At 65.8% G+C, this 14,499-nt stretch carries 18 protein-coding genes and 2 pseudogenes; 8 read left to right on the forward strand and 12 right to left on the reverse strand.

Translation table 11 applies throughout. The features are described 5' to 3' along the window. Positions 1-1,540, reverse strand: a 1,540-nt coding sequence (locus VET27_RS07400; protein WP_526516605.1) for a sugar ABC transporter ATP-binding protein, incomplete at its 3' end; no start/stop codon positions are given. A gap of 26 nt (positions 1,541-1,566) precedes the next feature. Between VET27_RS07400 and VET27_RS07405 the strand changes: the two genes are divergently transcribed. After that, complete coding sequence (locus tag VET27_RS07405; RefSeq protein WP_526516607.1) at positions 1,567-1,692, forward strand: hypothetical protein; 126 nt, start codon at positions 1,567-1,569, stop codon at positions 1,690-1,692. A gap of 861 nt (positions 1,693-2,553) precedes the next feature. On the opposite strand, the pseudogene VET27_RS07410 reads toward VET27_RS07405, so the two are convergent. Beyond that, positions 2,554-2,703 (reverse strand): annotated as a pseudogene (locus VET27_RS07410) (IS256 family transposase); the annotation flags it as partial. A 155-nt stretch (positions 2,704-2,858) separates the two neighbouring features. Between VET27_RS07410 and VET27_RS07415 the strand changes: the two are divergent. From VET27_RS07415 to VET27_RS07435, 5 genes and pseudogenes are all read left to right on the forward strand, one after another. Continuing rightward, positions 2,859-3,943: pseudogene (locus VET27_RS07415) on the forward strand (globin domain-containing protein). Positions 3,944-3,978: 35 nt separating this feature from the next. Beyond that, complete coding sequence (locus VET27_RS07420; protein WP_526516609.1) at positions 3,979-4,869, forward strand: universal stress protein; 891 nt, start codon at positions 3,979-3,981, stop codon at positions 4,867-4,869. Between the two features lie 295 nt (positions 4,870-5,164). Then, positions 5,165-5,578, forward strand: a complete 414-nt coding sequence (locus VET27_RS07425; protein ID WP_526516611.1) for a hypothetical protein — start codon at positions 5,165-5,167, stop codon at positions 5,576-5,578. Continuing rightward, on the forward strand, positions 5,563-5,718 hold the full coding sequence (locus VET27_RS07430; RefSeq protein WP_526516613.1) for a hypothetical protein: 156 nt from the start codon (positions 5,563-5,565) through the stop codon (positions 5,716-5,718). The genes VET27_RS07425 and VET27_RS07430 overlap by 16 nt, the downstream gene beginning before the upstream one ends. A gap of 9 nt (positions 5,719-5,727) precedes the next feature. Then, complete coding sequence (locus VET27_RS07435; protein WP_526516615.1) at positions 5,728-6,291, forward strand: hypothetical protein; 564 nt, start codon at positions 5,728-5,730, stop codon at positions 6,289-6,291. A 57-nt stretch (positions 6,292-6,348) separates the two neighbouring features. Here the strand turns inward: VET27_RS07435 and VET27_RS07440 are convergent, their stop codons facing one another. The 6 genes from VET27_RS07440 to VET27_RS07465 are packed head-to-tail and all read right to left on the reverse strand — an operon-like array spanning position 6,349 to position 9,937. Further along, positions 6,349-6,537 carry a hypothetical protein gene (locus VET27_RS07440; RefSeq protein ID WP_526516617.1) on the reverse strand — a complete coding sequence of 63 codons (189 nt, stop codon included), beginning with the start codon at positions 6,535-6,537 and terminating at the stop codon, positions 6,349-6,351. Next, positions 6,534-6,770 carry a ferredoxin gene (locus VET27_RS07445; protein ID WP_526516619.1) on the reverse strand — a complete coding sequence of 79 codons (237 nt, stop codon included), beginning with the start codon at positions 6,768-6,770 and terminating at the stop codon, positions 6,534-6,536. The genes VET27_RS07440 and VET27_RS07445 overlap by 4 nt, the downstream gene beginning before the upstream one ends. Next, positions 6,767-8,032, reverse strand: a complete 1,266-nt coding sequence (locus VET27_RS07450; RefSeq protein WP_526516621.1) for an NADH-ubiquinone oxidoreductase-F iron-sulfur binding region domain-containing protein — start codon at positions 8,030-8,032, stop codon at positions 6,767-6,769. The genes VET27_RS07445 and VET27_RS07450 overlap by 4 nt, the downstream gene beginning before the upstream one ends. Next, positions 8,029-8,589 carry a ferric reductase-like transmembrane domain-containing protein gene (locus tag VET27_RS07455; RefSeq protein ID WP_526516623.1) on the reverse strand — a complete coding sequence of 187 codons (561 nt, stop codon included), beginning with the start codon at positions 8,587-8,589 and terminating at the stop codon, positions 8,029-8,031. The genes VET27_RS07450 and VET27_RS07455 overlap by 4 nt, the downstream gene beginning before the upstream one ends. Then, positions 8,586-9,515, reverse strand: coding sequence for an FAD:protein FMN transferase (locus VET27_RS07460; RefSeq protein ID WP_526516625.1), 930 nt, complete (start codon positions 9,513-9,515; stop codon positions 8,586-8,588). Before VET27_RS07460 ends, VET27_RS07455 begins: the two co-directional genes overlap by 4 nt. Further along, positions 9,512-9,937 carry a hypothetical protein gene (locus tag VET27_RS07465; protein WP_526516627.1) on the reverse strand — a complete coding sequence of 142 codons (426 nt, stop codon included), beginning with the start codon at positions 9,935-9,937 and terminating at the stop codon, positions 9,512-9,514. Before VET27_RS07465 ends, VET27_RS07460 begins: the two co-directional genes overlap by 4 nt. A gap of 62 nt (positions 9,938-9,999) precedes the next feature. On the opposite strand from VET27_RS07465, the gene VET27_RS07470 reads away from it, so the two are divergent. Together VET27_RS07470 and VET27_RS07475 are read left to right on the forward strand one after the other, a co-directional pair. After that, a complete protein-coding gene (locus VET27_RS07470; RefSeq protein ID WP_526516629.1) occupies positions 10,000-10,674 on the forward strand; it encodes a response regulator transcription factor in 675 nt (224 codons plus the stop codon). Next, positions 10,671-11,882, forward strand: coding sequence for a sensor histidine kinase (locus tag VET27_RS07475; protein ID WP_526516631.1), 1,212 nt, complete (start codon positions 10,671-10,673; stop codon positions 11,880-11,882). The genes VET27_RS07470 and VET27_RS07475 overlap by 4 nt, the downstream gene beginning before the upstream one ends. A gap of 230 nt (positions 11,883-12,112) precedes the next feature. On the opposite strand, the gene VET27_RS07480 is transcribed toward VET27_RS07475, so the two are convergent. The 4 genes from VET27_RS07480 to VET27_RS07495 form a co-directional block, all read right to left on the reverse strand. Beyond that, entirely contained in the window at positions 12,113-12,412 is a 300-nt protein-coding gene (locus tag VET27_RS07480) for a DUF4193 family protein (protein WP_526516633.1), read from the reverse strand. 134 nt (positions 12,413-12,546) lie between these two features. After that, a complete protein-coding gene (locus tag VET27_RS07485) occupies positions 12,547-13,047 on the reverse strand; it encodes a hypothetical protein (protein ID WP_526516635.1) in 501 nt (166 codons plus the stop codon). A gap of 115 nt (positions 13,048-13,162) precedes the next feature. Continuing rightward, the gene (locus VET27_RS07490) at positions 13,163-13,855 is read right to left on the reverse strand and encodes an aldehyde dehydrogenase family protein (protein WP_526516637.1); all 693 of its coding nucleotides are present in this window, start codon (positions 13,853-13,855) and stop codon (positions 13,163-13,165) included. Continuing rightward, positions 13,852-14,439: a 3'-5' exonuclease gene (locus tag VET27_RS07495; protein ID WP_526516639.1), complete on the reverse strand. Its 588-nt coding sequence runs from the start codon at positions 14,437-14,439 to the stop codon at positions 13,852-13,854. Before VET27_RS07495 ends, VET27_RS07490 begins: the two co-directional genes overlap by 4 nt. Positions 14,440-14,499: the final 60 nt, after the last annotated feature.

The raw sequence follows: 14,499 nt of genomic DNA on the forward strand, positions 1-14,499 counted from the left end.
CTGAGGAAGACCTGCCCTGGTCGCTGACATCTTGAACGGCCAAGGTCATCACAGCGTCCTGCGTTGCTTCCGATGCTGGGATCTCACCGGAGACGCGGCCCCGGCTCATGACGAGCACTCGATCGCTCATACCGAGGACCTCGGGGAGATCACTGGAAACCATCACGACGGCACCACCCCTCGCGGTGATCTCGTTGATCAACTCATAGATTTCGACCTTCGCACCGACGTCAACGCCGCGAGTCGGTTCGTCGAGGAGGAGTACGTCCGAATTCGCGAGCATCCAGCGCCCGAAGACCACTTTCTGCTGGTTCCCGCCCGAGAGGTCCTTGATCCGCTGGTTCAGTCCGGCCATCCGAATCCGAAGGGTTTTTGCGACATCACCGGCCCGTTCGCGTTGGCCCTTGAGGTCCGCCAGTCCCAAATGGGAGGTCGCGTAGAGCGTGGCGTATCCAAGGTTTTCGTTCACGTCCGCAATCAGGACCAGGCCCTGGCTCTTTCGATCCTCGGGCACGAGTCCAATTCCGGACCTGATGGCAGTGGCCACGTCATTCTTGGGGACTTCCTTCCCGTGCACCGTGACGCGGCCCGAATCGTAGTTGTCCGCGCCAGCCAGGGCGCGGACAACCTCCGTTCGTCCGGCACCCACGAGACCCGCGACACCGAGCACCTCTCCTGCACGCACCGAGAACGCGATGTCAGCGAAAGCGCCGTGCCGCGTGAGCCCTTCGACCGTGAGGACGGGTTCACCAATCTCGGGGACGGACCGAGGGTACTGTTTGTCGATACTGCGTCCGACCATGAGCTGGACCAGTTCCTCCTCAGGCGTGTCAGCCGGGACATCCTTGACGAATTGGCCGTCCCGAAGGACTGTGACCATGTCGCCGATTTCCGCTATTTCATCGAGGTGGTGGCTGATGAAGACCATCGCGACATTCTTCTCACGAAGATCTTCGACGACCTCGAACAACTGGCGGATCTCGCGGCCTGTCAGGGACGCCGTGGGTTCGTCGAGGATCAACATTCGGGCGTCGAGGCTAAGCGCTTTGGCGATCTCAATGAGCTGTTGCTTCGCGACCCCGAGCCGCCCGACGGGTGTGTCGAGGGGTATGTCGAGGCCGATCCGCTCCAACGCGGCTCTCGCAAGCCGGTTCATTTCGGACTTGTTTACGAGTCCGTAGCGTTGCGGGGTTCTGCCAAGCATCACGTTCTCGGCAACGGACAGGTTCGGCGCGAGGTTGAGCTCTTGGTGGATAGTGGCGATCCCATGGGCCTCCGAGGCCTTGGTGTCCGGCAACTTGGTTTCTTTGCCGTCGATGAGGATCCGCCCGCCGTCAGGCTGGTAGATGCCCGCCATCATCTTGATCAAGGTTGACTTTCCCGCACCGTTTTCACCAAGAAGAGCCTGAACCTTCCCCGGATACACGGAGACCGAGACGTCATCGATCACGGTGACTGGTCCGAACCTCTTCGTGACGTGTTCGAGCGATAGCAAGGGTGGGGCTGTCGAGCCGGCGGTCGTCTCAGCGTTCGCATCCATGCCTTCACCTCTCCCAGAGTGGCGTGATGGCCGGCGTTGCCAAGCAACGCACGGGTGATGGTACCGCTCATGGGACGATCGGGATCGAGGGTTGGGCGATCACCACCGCCGACTTCACCGGGGCCCTCACCGAACTCATCCAGCTCGAGTAAGTGGTTCGTTTCTGGTTCGGCCGACACCCCTCGGCCAAGAAGCAGCATTACAAGTGGGCCCCGCGGAGCTCGAACCCGCAACTACGGAGCCTTGGCGGGGTGTCGCGGGGCGTCGGATGGGGCCGACTTCGGGCCATTCTCGTGCTTGACGCGTCGATTCGCGTCGGTGAACGTCGGCGGGAGGCGAATGAGACGGCTGCACAATGGCTGCCCCCTAGTCTGATCCACCGACTCCCGGAATCGACCTCGTTCTCCTGCTTCTTCACGGACCGGTAGCTTTGCGACCCTGAGGTTGCCGTCCAGCAAACTGACGCCCTTTGGCCGTCGGTTTCGGCCGACGAAGTTCGACCTGGAAATTCCATTGATGATATTCAAGCTAAAGAGTATGTAGCGGGTTACGTCGCTACTAGGTGTAGCGTCCGAGGACCCCTACTGCGGATCGACCGGTTATCCCGAGTGCTGGAAAGGCGAATTGGAGGGAGGGCAGCTCATGGCGAACATGAACGCGGGCATGTCAGAAGCGCCTCGTTCCTCTGTTGTGCCAACTATGGGGCGCTCTGCGCTAGCGAACGAGCTGTGGCGTCTTCCCGCGCGACTGCGCCAGACACTGGAGTTGCGTGATTGGGTGATCGACACCGTTGACGTCGTAGTATCAACGTTCGTCGTCTTCACCGATCCACACGAAGATCGTTGGCTTGACGAGCGGTTGAACTGTCTGCAGTCTCAGATTCTCGGTGCGCACCCGGTGCCGGGTCGGGTGGCTGGCCACCTGCGCGTAAGTGACGACGACGCCGTGATACTCCGATGAAGTGTGCGCCGCGGAATTGCTGAACTTCGGGTCCAGCGCGATACCAACGGCAGCAGCGGGCCGGCCAGCTCGGTCACGTCAACCTCCATCAACGCCGCCATCACCTGCAAACCGGCACCCACGGCCAACACCAGCAGGCACTCCTGCATGTTGTCGGCGATCTCGGTCATCGCCACACTGACGTGGTCTGGGATCGCGGGCATCGCCACCTCAAGTTCTACGACACCCGCGACAACCTCCTACCGGCCACCAACTGGTGACAAAGGGCCCCTGTGCTTCCGGTGCAACAAACCTAGGGTTCGTAACTAGCCAGGTGTCCGCAGGATTTGCCACGCGCCCAAAGATTGGGAGATCGACGATGTTGTCAGCGGAGTCCAAGGACGTCATTCGTGCGACCCTTCCGGCCGTGGGTGCCGAGATCGACGAGATAGCTCCGCTGTTCTACCGGAAGATGTTCGCGGCGCACCCCGAACTCGAACGCGACCTCTTCAACCGCGGCAATCAGAAACAGGGCGAGCAACAGAAGGCGCTCGCGGGATCCATTGCCGGCTTCGCGACCATGCAGCTGGACCCTGACCCTGCGCGCATGGAGCTGATGCTCTCGCGAATCGCACACAAGCACGCGTCACTCGGCATCACGGCCGATCAGTACCAAACCGTGCACACCCATCTGTTCGAGGCGATCGTGGAGGTGCTGGGTGACGCCGTGACCCCGGATGTCGCCGCGGCGTGGGACGAGTTGTACTGGCTCATGGCGCATTCCTTGATCTCGAGGGAGAAGGTGCTCTACACGGACGCCGGCAGGAGACGGCAGACTCGTTATCGTTCGTTCTCACCTCGGGAGGTCCCGAAGGGCTACCGTCCTTCGTTCCTGGCCAATACATCTCGGTTGGTGTGCACCTTCCCGACGGTGCTCGACAGATTCGGCAGTACAGTCTGTGCTCGGCGCCGGAAACGTACGACTGGTGCATCACCGTCAAACGCATCGAAGCGCATGCCATGTCCGACGTGACGAGCGTGCCGGCGGGTGAGGTGTCGAACTTCCTCTACGACAACGTGTTCGAGGGCGACGTTCTGGATGTCACCACGCCCTTCGGGGACGCCGTACTGCCCGACGACGATGCGCCACTGCTGCTCATCTCCGCAGGCATCGGCTGCACACCAGTCATCGGAATGCTCGACCACTTGGCCAAGACCAGTGACGAACGGTCGATCGTGGTGATGCACGCGGACCGCTCCGCCAGCACTCACGCACACCGAGCGCAGCTTAGCGAACTCGTCGGGGCGCTCCCATCTGCCAGCATGCACCGCTTGTACGAGGACATGGGCTCCCGCCTGCCGACGACCGGAATCCGTGCCGCCCTACTGGAGAAGGGCGTACCCGCCATCCAGATCCACTACGAGATCTTCGGACCCGACAGCTGGTCTCCGGCAGCCGCGTGAGCACTGCCGCCTACTGACTTCGAAGGGAGTACACCATGTCGAAAGAGGACGAGCATCACGGCATCGTCGTCGGAGTCGACGGGTCGCCGGCATCACGCGTAGCCGTTGACTGGGCCGCCAGGGATGCGGTGTTACGCGGGGTACCGCTCACCGTCGTTCACGTCGTTCCGACTCCAGAGATGTTGGTGTGGACCGAAGCGGAGCGGTTGCCTGATCTTAAGGAGTGGCACCAGGCCAAGGCCGACGACGTCATCCGGGCCGCCGTGGAGACCGCGGAGGCAGCGACCCGGGATAACGGTTCGCTGCAGGTTCACAGCCAGGTCCTCGCGGGAGCCACCGTTCCCGCCCTGGTCGATCTGACCAATGACGCGGCGATGATCGTGGTGGGCTGCCGCGGCATCGGGGCCATCCGACGACTGCTGCTGGGCTCGGTCAGTGCCGGGCTGGTGCATCACGCCCATTGCCCCGTCGCAGTGATCCACGACGAGGATCCGATGATGCCGGATCCGGCGCATGCACCGATTCTCCTTGGCGTGGACGGATCGCCCGCATCGGAGTTGGCGACCGAAATCGCCTTCGAAGAAGCGGATCGCCGCGGCGTCGACATCATCGCCGTGCACGCGTGGAGCGACGCTGCACTGAGTGACTTTCCCCCCGTCGACTCGTCGGTCATGCAAGCGCTGGGCGACGAGATTCTCAGTGATCGGCTCGCCCCGTGGAAGAAACGTCATCCTCGCGTCCACGTGCATCCCATCGCCGTCACCGACCGCCCCGCCGAAGTGCTCATCAAGAACTCGGAGCAGGTACAGCTCGTCGTCGTCGGCAGTCACGGGCGCGGCGGGTTCGCGGGCATGCAGCTCGGATCGGTCAGCTCGGCGGTGGCACAGTCGTCGCGTATGCCCGTCATCGTGGCGCGAGGGCACTAAACCCGCGAAACGGTGGGAAGTCAACGGCTCCAAGGGGATAGCACTTGGTTCGCTTCGGGTCCGACGGCCTGCATCGAGCGACCCCTCGCGGTCGAACGTGAAGCTCCGGGAACTCCTTGTCCAAAACGCCAATTTGCTTGGCAGAAACCAGCCGCCGAGCCTAATGTGCACAGCACCCCCAAGCGAGAGGCCGGTGTCGCGGTGACGGCAGAGGACGTGACGAGGTGCTGGACGCCGAACCTGGAGTCGCCGAGGTCTTCTCGCATTGACACGGCAACGGTCGATACGGCGTCCGTTGACGACAACCCATGATCGCGACCGCGACGAGGCCGAGCGCTGGTTTCTGGCCAGAGGGCTCCCTGCGGCACTGACGGCGCGGGCACGGTGGCGCTACGTGTGGCCACGATCCGCGCCCGCGCTGACCGCGTACGCCACCGTGGTATCCGCTCTGCTGGTGGTGCACTTGCTCCTCGGCACCAGCGAGGTCTACATCGACGGCGCGCCGACCCGGGTGGAGCGAATCGTGTTGGCCGTGATGGGACTCGCGGTGCCGATGGGGGCGTTGGTCGGCTGGGTGGTGTCCCGCCGCCGCCGACGAACGCAGTCCGTCGTGGCGGTAGTCGCGGTGATGGTGCCCTCGTCGCCAATCTCTGGCAAGGCGGGATGTCCCACGTCCCTGGCGCACTCGCCGTCTTGGTGCTGCTCGTAGCGCTCACCGGCTCGGGTGCCGGCGCGGTGCTGGCGTGGGCGATGCGACTGACGATGACTCAACTCGCCGCCATGGGTGCGCTGTTCGTCCGCGCCCTACCCGTGCTGCTGCTGACCGTGGTGGTCTTCTTCAACACCTAGGTGTGGTTGATGTCCGACGCGATCAGTCAGGCGCGACTGCTGCTCGCTCTGACATTCCTCTTCGCCGTCACGGCCGCCTTCATCGTGTCGGCCACGCTCTCTCGGGTCAGGCCGATGCTCGAAGCCAGCCGTTCCGCCGGCGACACCCACCAGATGACCGGCACACCGTTCGCCGCAACGCCCGACCTGCCGGTCAACCGCCGGCTAGGCCGTGGCGAACGCCTCAACGTCCTCGTCGTGTTGGCGGCCGCCCAGATCACCCACCTGCTGTTGGTCGCGATCAGCACCTCCGCGCTCTACTTCGTCTTGGGCCTGATCCTGCTCAGCCCCGAGGTGTTGGCCAAGTGGTCCGGCGACGGCGCCACCGACGGTGCCGTCCTCGGCATGACCATCCCCGTGCCGCAGTCGCTGATTCACATGACCCTCATCCTGTGCGTCTTGACCTTCATGTACGTCAGCGCGCGGTCCGTCGGTGACGACGAATACAAGAAGGTCTTCCTCGACCCCCTGATCGAGGACCTCCACGTCACTCTGATCGCCCGCAACCGATACGCGGCGAAACGCCCTCGGTGAATGCGGGGGTCAGGTCAGTCGGGCGTGTTTGCCGTCGGCGACGGGTGTCCGACCATCCTAGGTTGCGGCCGCTCCGGAATCCGCGATGCGGTAGACCTGCACGGAGGTGGCGACGCTCAAGATCACGACGATGACCGCCACGATCCACGAGACGGGCTTGACGGACTTGCCGCGTACCTCGCGCACGTGGATGACCGCCAGAAGGGCCGCGGCGATGAGCATCGCGATGGCGAAGTACTCGCTCAAGATGGACGTGGTGCGATCAGTGACAAGGCGAGTCGCGGGCAGCGGTCCACTGCGATGCGCGCTTCGGCCATGTCGCCGGGTGGAATCTGGGGTTCGCGGGAACCGTTGCGCACCAATGGGTAACCCCAGTCGTCACGTTTGAGAAGGGCCGGCAGCAACTCAGTGCACAGCCCGCGTCCATCGCATCTGGTCCAGTCGATGTGCAGGCGCACGGGTTTTGGAGGCTTCTTCACGATCGGGTCTCGCTAGGGCGACGGTCGGTGCTCTGCACCGTGGCGAGGGCGGCATCGCAGCGGCCGGAACGGTGCTGCTCGATGTCGTGTGCGAAGACGGTGAGCGCGCTGCGTGCCAGCCTGACGGTTCCGTCCGGGTGTCGACAGGAACCGCGGCCGTCTAACAGGCCGAGGATCCGGTGCACCTCGTCGAGGAGGGCGTCGTCGAGGTGTCCGTAGGCGAGTTCGTCGAAAAGCGTGGCAAGCCTTGGTAATCCGTTGCGGCACGGTCCGCACTGCTTGGCGCCTTGTTCGGCGAGGTAGGCGAGGATGTCCGCGGTACGGACGAGGCCGCACTCGTCGATCGGCAGCATGTGGACGATGCCGGCGCCCGGGTTGGCTCCGAGGTGGGCCAGGCCCGCCCGTGAGAGCGTGGCCTCGGCGAACGCCGTCGAGGGAATCCAGCTGCCGTGGTAGCCGCCGATCAGCGCCGCGCTCACGTCGCGGAGGTCGGTGGATCCGCCGTGCGAGATCACGTTGGTGAGCGGAGTTCCGGTCGGCACCTCCACGACCGTCCAACCGTCGGCTGCGCCCGACAGAGTGACCAGCATGGTGCCGGGCTGGGCAGGGTCTCCCACCGACCGGAACCAACGATCGCCGTAGCGTGCGATCAATGCGACGTTGGCCAAGGTCTCGACGTTGTTGACCAGTGTCGGGCGCCCTCGGACGCCGGACGTGGACGTCAGGACCGTGCGGTCGCGGGGCAGCGCAGGTCCTCCTTCGATGCTCCTGACGACCGCAGATTCCTCCCCTGCGACGAATGCATCGGGGGCTTCCACGACGGTCACCGGGCGTCGATCCCAGCCGGCGGCAGCGCGCTCGCCGATCGCGAACCGTGCGGCCGTTGCGACGCGGTTCGGTAGGTATAGGTAGATCGTCTTCGAGCCGACGGCCTCGGCGGCCAGCTGCAAGCCGTCGAGCACCAGGTGAGGCGCCCGGGTCAGCAGCATCGCGTCCTTGTGGCTGAGCGGTTCGCCTTCGGCGCCATTGCCGATCACGACGGGCTTTCGTCCGGTGACGGACGCGATCTTGCGGCCGGTGGGGAACCCGGCGCCGCCCCGACCCGTCAGGCCAGCCTGCTCCAGCGACGAGACGAGATTATCCGCCGAACCGGAGGGAAGTCGTCCGAACCGTGCGTGGTGTTCCTTGAGGCCCGGACCGTGCGCGGCGAGGAGACGTTGAGCGATGGGCGGTTCCCGGCGTTGTTGGCTTTGCATCTTCATCGACGCTCCACGATTCGCTTGTCGGCATACTCGACGAAGTCCGCCCGCACCCGCCACGTCAGGGCGGCGGCGACGGTCAACGCGCAGCACGCCGCGAAGGCCAGGAACCAGGCCCGGCCGGCGTCGGTGCCGTTGCCGAGTGCGTGGGCCAGCGCCATCGGCCACAACGCGTAGGTCGCCCAGTGCACGACGCGAAAGGCGCGCACTCCCATTCGATGTCGGAGCAGGCTGGTGACGATCACCACGATGAGCACGTCGAAGGCGACGGTGCCCAGCCCGAGCCACAGCGGCCGGTAGGCGCCCAGGAACGGGATCACGAAGTCCAGCAACCGCAACTGGGCGTAGGGGTCGAAGAACAGCAGTGCGAGATGCATTGCCACTAGCAGGGTTCCGGCCAGCGCGGCGAAGCGGTGTACGTCGGCCACGGCGAAGCGAGGCAGTGCGGGCAGTCGGCGGCCCGACCGCGTGGCGATGCCGAGACCCAGCGAGAGGGTCAGGAAGGCGAGCGCCGTGATCCCGGTGCCGCGACCCAGCGCCCAGAGCGCCTGATCGGTCATCGCTGTGACTCGACGCCGGGCGTCGGCCAGCCGCCGACGGTGTGGACGACCCCGTATACGTCGACGAGCCGAGCTGGCATCCCGAGGGTGCGTATCCACTGCAGCGCGGGCCATCCGCGGACGACGGCGGCGGTGGCGACGGTGTTGGCGGCGAAACACGTCTCCGCCGCCACGCTGACCGTCCGCCACACCGGATCTGCGGAACGTCCCGTCCGTGGGTCGAGAATGTGATGCATCAGTTCGTCGCCGTTGCGCCATCGGCGACGAAGGGTGCTCGAGGTCGCCAGTGAGGCGCCCGACGGCAGCCCGACCACGCTCGCCGGGTCGTCGTCGGTGTCGCGGACCAGGACCTGCCAGCCTCCGTCGGGCGCAGGACCGGCGGTCGCGATGTCCCCGCCGAGATTCACCAGAACGCCGCTTCCGGTGACCTCCTGGACGCGTTGAGCGCACTGGTCCGCAGCGACCGCCTTGGCAGTGGCCCCGAGGTCGAGCAAGACTCCCTGTGGCACGGTGACGGCTCGACCGTTGAACGTCACCATCGACCAGTTGGCCGGAGTGATGAACGCGGGCACCGCAGGCGAGGCCGCTTCCACGATCGCGATGTCGGCGTCGTAGCCGAGTGCGACCATGGCGGCGCCCACCGTGGGGTCGACGTCGCCGTCGGTCAGACGGGCCGCCGTCAGCGCGGCCTCAAGAAGGTTCGCCAGCATCTCGCTCACCGCGGTCGGGCGGCCGGCTGCCATTGTCAGCGCGTTGATTTCAGAGTCCGGCCGAAAGCGTGACGCGGCGGCCTCGATGACGTCGAGTTCGGCATCGGTCTCCGTCCTGGCGCTGGTGAGTGAGCTCGGATCGGTGACGACGATCTGCATGTCCATGCTCCATCGCTGCCACTGAACTTCTGCGGTCTTCTCTGCGGTGAGGGTCACGAGCCGCGGGAGATCGTGATCTGCGGTGAGTAGTTCGGCGCCATCACCGTCGTGGGTGCGAGGCGTCGCTTGGTCGTCGGGGGAGTGGTGGCGCTGGGCTTGGGAGCCTGTGGCGTGTACTCGGGTACCGGTGTGTAATAGGGGAGCGCGGGGGCCTGCTCGACGGTCGTCTCGGTGGTGACTAGCGGCGGGTCGACGGTGGTCGCCGGGACGTTGGGTGCCGGTGGAAGATCCAGGACGGGCGTCGGAACGAGCTCTGGCGGGGAGGGGGCGACGGCGACGATGGGAGCTGCCGTCGCCGGCGGTTTGAACGTATCGGCGTACGCCAGGGCGGAGGCACCTGCAACGCCGGCGACGCCAAGCCCCATCAGAGCCCACGATGCGGCTGCGGCACGTCGGAATCCCGAACGGGGTGAGTCCATGCCGCTGATGCTGGCAGCCGTTTCTTCAAACCTTCGAAGAACTCGCGTGGCACGCTCGTCGGGTGGCCCACCGGACCGCAGCGCCCACGCTGCTGATCGTCGAAGACGACCGCGCTCTGAGCGAGATGCTCGTGGCGCTCTTCGTCGACGAGGGTTACCACGTGGAGGCGGCCTGCGACGGTCAACAGGGACTCCACCGCGCGCTGACCGGTCGCTACGACGCAGCGATCATCGATCGGGGGTTGCCGGTCATGGACGGTGTCGAACTCGTCGAGGTGCTGCGGTCGCGGGGCATCGCGACGCCCGTGCTCCTGCTGACCGCGCGCGGTGCGACGGCGGACCGCGTCGATGGGCTCGATGCTGGCGCTCAGGACTACCTGGTCAAGCCGTTCGACGTGCCGGAGCTGCTGGCTCGGATCCGGGCGTTGCTTCGACGACCCGATGACGGTTCGACGCTGCGGGTCAACGGGTTGATCCTCAACCGGGTGACCCGCACCGTGAGCGGTCGGGGGTTGACTGCAGACGTGGAGTTGTCCGAACGGGAAGCTGCGCTACTGAGCGTCCTGATGCTCGCCCCGGGCCGGATCTTCTCGCGTGGCCAGCTGCTCAGTGCGGCGTTCGAGGGTGTCGACACCCCCGGGGTAGTCGACACGTACGTGCACTATCTACGCCGCAAACTGGGTCGTTCGGCGGTGCGAACGATTCATGGCACCGGGTACCGATTCGGAACGCCATGACACCTGGCAGCGACCTCGCCGTCTTACGTCGTGCGGGCCGCATCGCCGCGGTCCAGGCGTCGCTCGCGCTGGCTGCGGTCCTGCTGGTGGTCGGAGCGGTGATCTTCCTCGTCGACGTTCGCGTCCAGAACCAGCAGATCGCCGATCAGCTGACCTCGGTGGCGTCGACGGCCGACGATGCCACCGATCCGCCGCCGGGCATGCAGCTCGTGGTGCGAGACCGCGCGGGAAAGGTGCAGGAGAGCACTCGTGGCCTCCCGACGGCGGATCTTCTGGCAAGGCCACCAGGATTCTCGGATGCCCGACTCGACGACGACGAGTACCGCGTCCTGGTGACCGACAAGCCCGAAGGCAGGGTGGTGGCCATGCTCGCGTTGGAGTCCTACAAGGAGGGACGCAGCCGTCTGCTGCTCTCGCTGGGCGTCGCGGAACTGGCGGGAATCCTCGCCTCGATCGCCGTCGTCGTCCTCCTCACGCGGCGTTCGATTCGCCCGCTCACCGACGCACTGGCTCTGCAGCGACGATTCGTCGCCGACGCCTCACACGAGCTTCGCGCACCGCTGACGGTGCTGCACACCAGGATTCAACTGCTGTCTCGCCGGTTCGACGACGGTGACGCCCACGAGGCCAAACAGCAGATCGATGCCTTGGCAGCCGACACCAGGGCGCTGGGTGAGGTGATCGAGGACCTCTTGGCGTCCGCTTCGATGGCGACGGAGGGTGTCACCCGGGACCGGGTCGACCTCTCCGAGGTCGCCGATGCGGTCTGCGACAGCATGGCCGAGCATGCAGAAGGGGCAGGAGTCGGCCTCAGCGTGGATCGGCGTGGCGGGACCGCAACGGATTTCGCGGTGCTCGGATCGGCTGCCGCCCTCCGACGCGCGTTGACCTCGCTGGTCGACAATGCGCTCGCCCACGAGCACCCCGGCGGGGCGATAGTGATCCACGTCGAGCGCCGCGGCGAGGACGTCGTCGTCGAGGTGCGCGACGACGGTGTCGGGGTGGATCCCGACGCGGTGGCGACCTTGTTCACCCGGTTCTCCCACGGCCAGAACCACACTGCCACGGGGGGACGCCAGCGCTACGGCATCGGACTGGCACTCGTCCGCGAGATCGCAACCGCCCATCGCGGCCACATCGGTGTCACGCAAACACCGGGCGGCGGAGCGACGTTCGCGCTGACACTGCCCGTCGCGCCGTCGCCCTGAGTGACATCAGCCGGTAATTTTCACGCTACCGTCAGTTTGCAATGCGACTGTTCGCGTGATGATTGGGAGGCAACGGGGCTGACCCGCCCCCGGATGCAAACACTCGACTGGCCGCCTAACTCGCTACTCCATCGCCTCGATCGTCGCCGCCATGATCGCCGGCCTCGGTCTATTGGCGCTGCTCGGGGTGACCCTGCGGTTGTGATTGCCCGCTTTGCGACGTGTTTCGATTAGGCGCAGTCGGCGCAGATCATCCGGTTGCCGACCTGGCGGGCCAGGCGGTGGCTGTGCTGCACCAGGAAGCAACTCGAGCAGGTGAACTCGTCTCTCTGCTTCGGCACGACTCGGACGGTGAACTCCTCACCAGAGAGATCTGCGCCGGGCAACTCGAAATCCTCGAGTTCTTCGCCGTCGTCGACGTCGAGCACCGCGGTAGCGGCGTCGTTGCGACGTCCGGCCAGCGCCTCGAGTGACTCGTCGACCGCGTCGTCGGTTTCCTTCTGACGTGGCGCGTCGTAATCTGTGGCCATTTTGGTCCTTTCGATCCGGTGCCCGCGTCACGACAACGTGAACGATGCGCAGGATGTTCCCGTCCGCAATCGGTGTGAAACACCCATGTCCGATGTCCGTCCACCGACGTCAGTTCGTGGACACAGTACGGGCCTCAGGCTCCGGCGGCGTGCAACCGGCCGTCGAGGCGCCGGGGGATGTCGATGTACCCATCGCGCAGCTCCGGCGGAAGGATCCGTTGCGGTGCGTTCTGGTACGTGACCGGCCGCAAAAATCGTCTGATCGCGGTGGCACCGACCGAGGTGTGCAGCGGGTTGGTGGACGGCCACGGGCCGCCGTGATGTTGGGCCCACGACACCGCGACACCCGTGGGAAACCCGTTGTACACCACGCGCCCCGCATGGGCGGCCGCCAGGTCGGTCAGCGCTTGCAGGGTCTCGTCAACCTCGGCGTAGTGCACGGTCGCCGTCAGCGACGGTGGAAAGGTGTCGAATATCCTTGCCGCCGAACTGATCACCGAGTCAGCCCGGTACCTGGCGATGATGGTGATCGGCCCGAACACCTCGTGCACGAGCCCGGGGTCCAGCTCGTCGAGCGTGGTCTCGACCATCATGGGCGTGACGGTGAAGCCCTTTCCGGCGTGCACGGCCGCCACCAGTCGGTCACCGTCGCCGCCGTCGGGAACGAGGACGAAACCGGGTTTCGTGCACAGTTGGCCCGAGCCGGCGGTGAAGGATCCGACGAGTCCCGCGCCGATCTCCTCGGCACGCTCAGATGCGGCGCCCGGGGTGACGACGACCGGGTTGAGACTGCTCAGTTCGCCGTAGAAGGGGATCGGTTCGTCGCGCGTGTTGAATGATGTCGATCAGCGCCTTGCCGCCATGCAGTGATCCGGTGAACCCGACGGCCTTCACGGCGGGCTGCGCCACCAGCGCGGCTCCGGCTCGGGTGCCGTAGACGATGGCGACGACGCCCTGCGGTGCCGGACCGTCGGCGAGCGCGGCCGCGATGATCTCGTAGGACAGCTGCGACGTGGCCGGGTGGGACGGGTGCGCCTTGAGAATGACGGGGCAGCCCGAGGCCAGCGCGGACGCGGTGTCGCCGCCGAGCACGGAGAACGCGAACGGAAAGTTGCTCGATCCGAAGACCGCGACCGGGCCGAGCGGGTGGAGTATTCGTCGCAGCTCCGGCCTTGGCCCCATGGGGGTGTCACCCGGCGGGTCGATGGCCACCTCCAGATAGCTGCCCTCGCTGATCACGTCGCCGAAGAAGCGGAATTGGAAGGCGGCCCGGTTGATCTCGCCGTCCAGCTTGGCTGCACCGAAACCCGTTTCGGCCGAGGCGATCTCGATCAACTCTGCGCGGTGCGCGGCGACCTCGGCTTCGGTCGTTTCATCGGTGACCGGTTCCAACGGTTCGCCGGTGCGGGGATTGGTTCCGAAGACCTCGGAAGCCTTTGTCATGGTCGTCCTTCCGACATTTCGAGGAGGTGGGCGGTGGTCAGCGTCTTGCCGCGCTCCAGTTGACTGGCAAGCGCGATGAACAGGCTGGCCGTCGTGACGGCATCTCCGAGAGCGTGATGAGGGGAGTGCACCGGGAGGCCGAGGGCGGTGGCGGCGTACTCCAGAGACACCGCCTGGTCGGGTCCGATGTCGACGTCGAGGATGAGGCGGGCGAGGACGGCGGTGTCGACGATCGGGCTGGAGAACGGCAAGTAGGAACGGCGAAATGCCTTGCGTAGGAACGACCTTTCGATCCAGGCGCAGTGCGCGACGACGGGGTGGTCACCGATCAGCTCGTCGAGGGTGGCGACGCACTCCGCCAGCGGCGGTGCCGCTTCGAGGTCTTGGGTCCGCAGATTGTGGAACTTGGTCGAGCTCGGTGGCACGTCGCCGGGCACGTGGACGAGGCCGTAGACCGAATCGGCCGTCTTGACCCTCCCGTCGCGGATCGGCACCGCGCCGTAGGACACGATGTGGTCGCGTCGAGGATCGAGGCCGGTGGTCTCGAGGTCGATCACGACGAAGGTGTCTGCCCGCCAGTTCACGTCGGCGGTGGCCGTACGCCGGGGCCGGCGCGGGGATATTCTTCGTGCCCAGTCGATCGC

Origin of the sequence: Mycobacterium sp., from assembly GCF_035633495.1 — a bacterium.
Lineage (GTDB): Bacteria > Actinomycetota > Actinomycetes > Mycobacteriales > Mycobacteriaceae > Mycobacterium.

Excerpts from the sequence above, each read along its gene's own strand:
- VET27_RS07435 (WP_526516615.1), top strand. The coding sequence starts at position 5,728 with ATGTCCGACGCGATCAGTCAGGCGCGACTGCTGCTCGCTCTGACATTC.
- VET27_RS07490 (WP_526516637.1), bottom strand. The coding sequence starts at position 13,855 with ATGACAAAGGCTTCCGAGGTCTTCGGAACCAATCCCCGCACCGGCGAA.
- VET27_RS07450 (WP_526516621.1), bottom strand. The coding sequence starts at position 8,032 with ATGAAGATGCAAAGCCAACAACGCCGGGAACCGCCCATCGCTCAACGT.
- VET27_RS07480 (WP_526516633.1), bottom strand. The coding sequence starts at position 12,412 with ATGGCCACAGATTACGACGCGCCACGTCAGAAGGAAACCGACGACGCG.
- VET27_RS07475 (WP_526516631.1), top strand. The coding sequence starts at position 10,671 with ATGACACCTGGCAGCGACCTCGCCGTCTTACGTCGTGCGGGCCGCATC.
- VET27_RS07455 (WP_526516623.1), bottom strand. The coding sequence starts at position 8,589 with ATGACCGATCAGGCGCTCTGGGCGCTGGGTCGCGGCACCGGGATCACG.
- VET27_RS07405 (WP_526516607.1), top strand. The coding sequence starts at position 1,567 with ATGGCCGGCGTTGCCAAGCAACGCACGGGTGATGGTACCGCTCATGGG.
- VET27_RS07420 (WP_526516609.1), top strand. The coding sequence starts at position 3,979 with ATGTCGAAAGAGGACGAGCATCACGGCATCGTCGTCGGAGTCGACGGG.
- VET27_RS07465 (WP_526516627.1), bottom strand. The coding sequence starts at position 9,937 with ATGGACTCACCCCGTTCGGGATTCCGACGTGCCGCAGCCGCATCGTGG.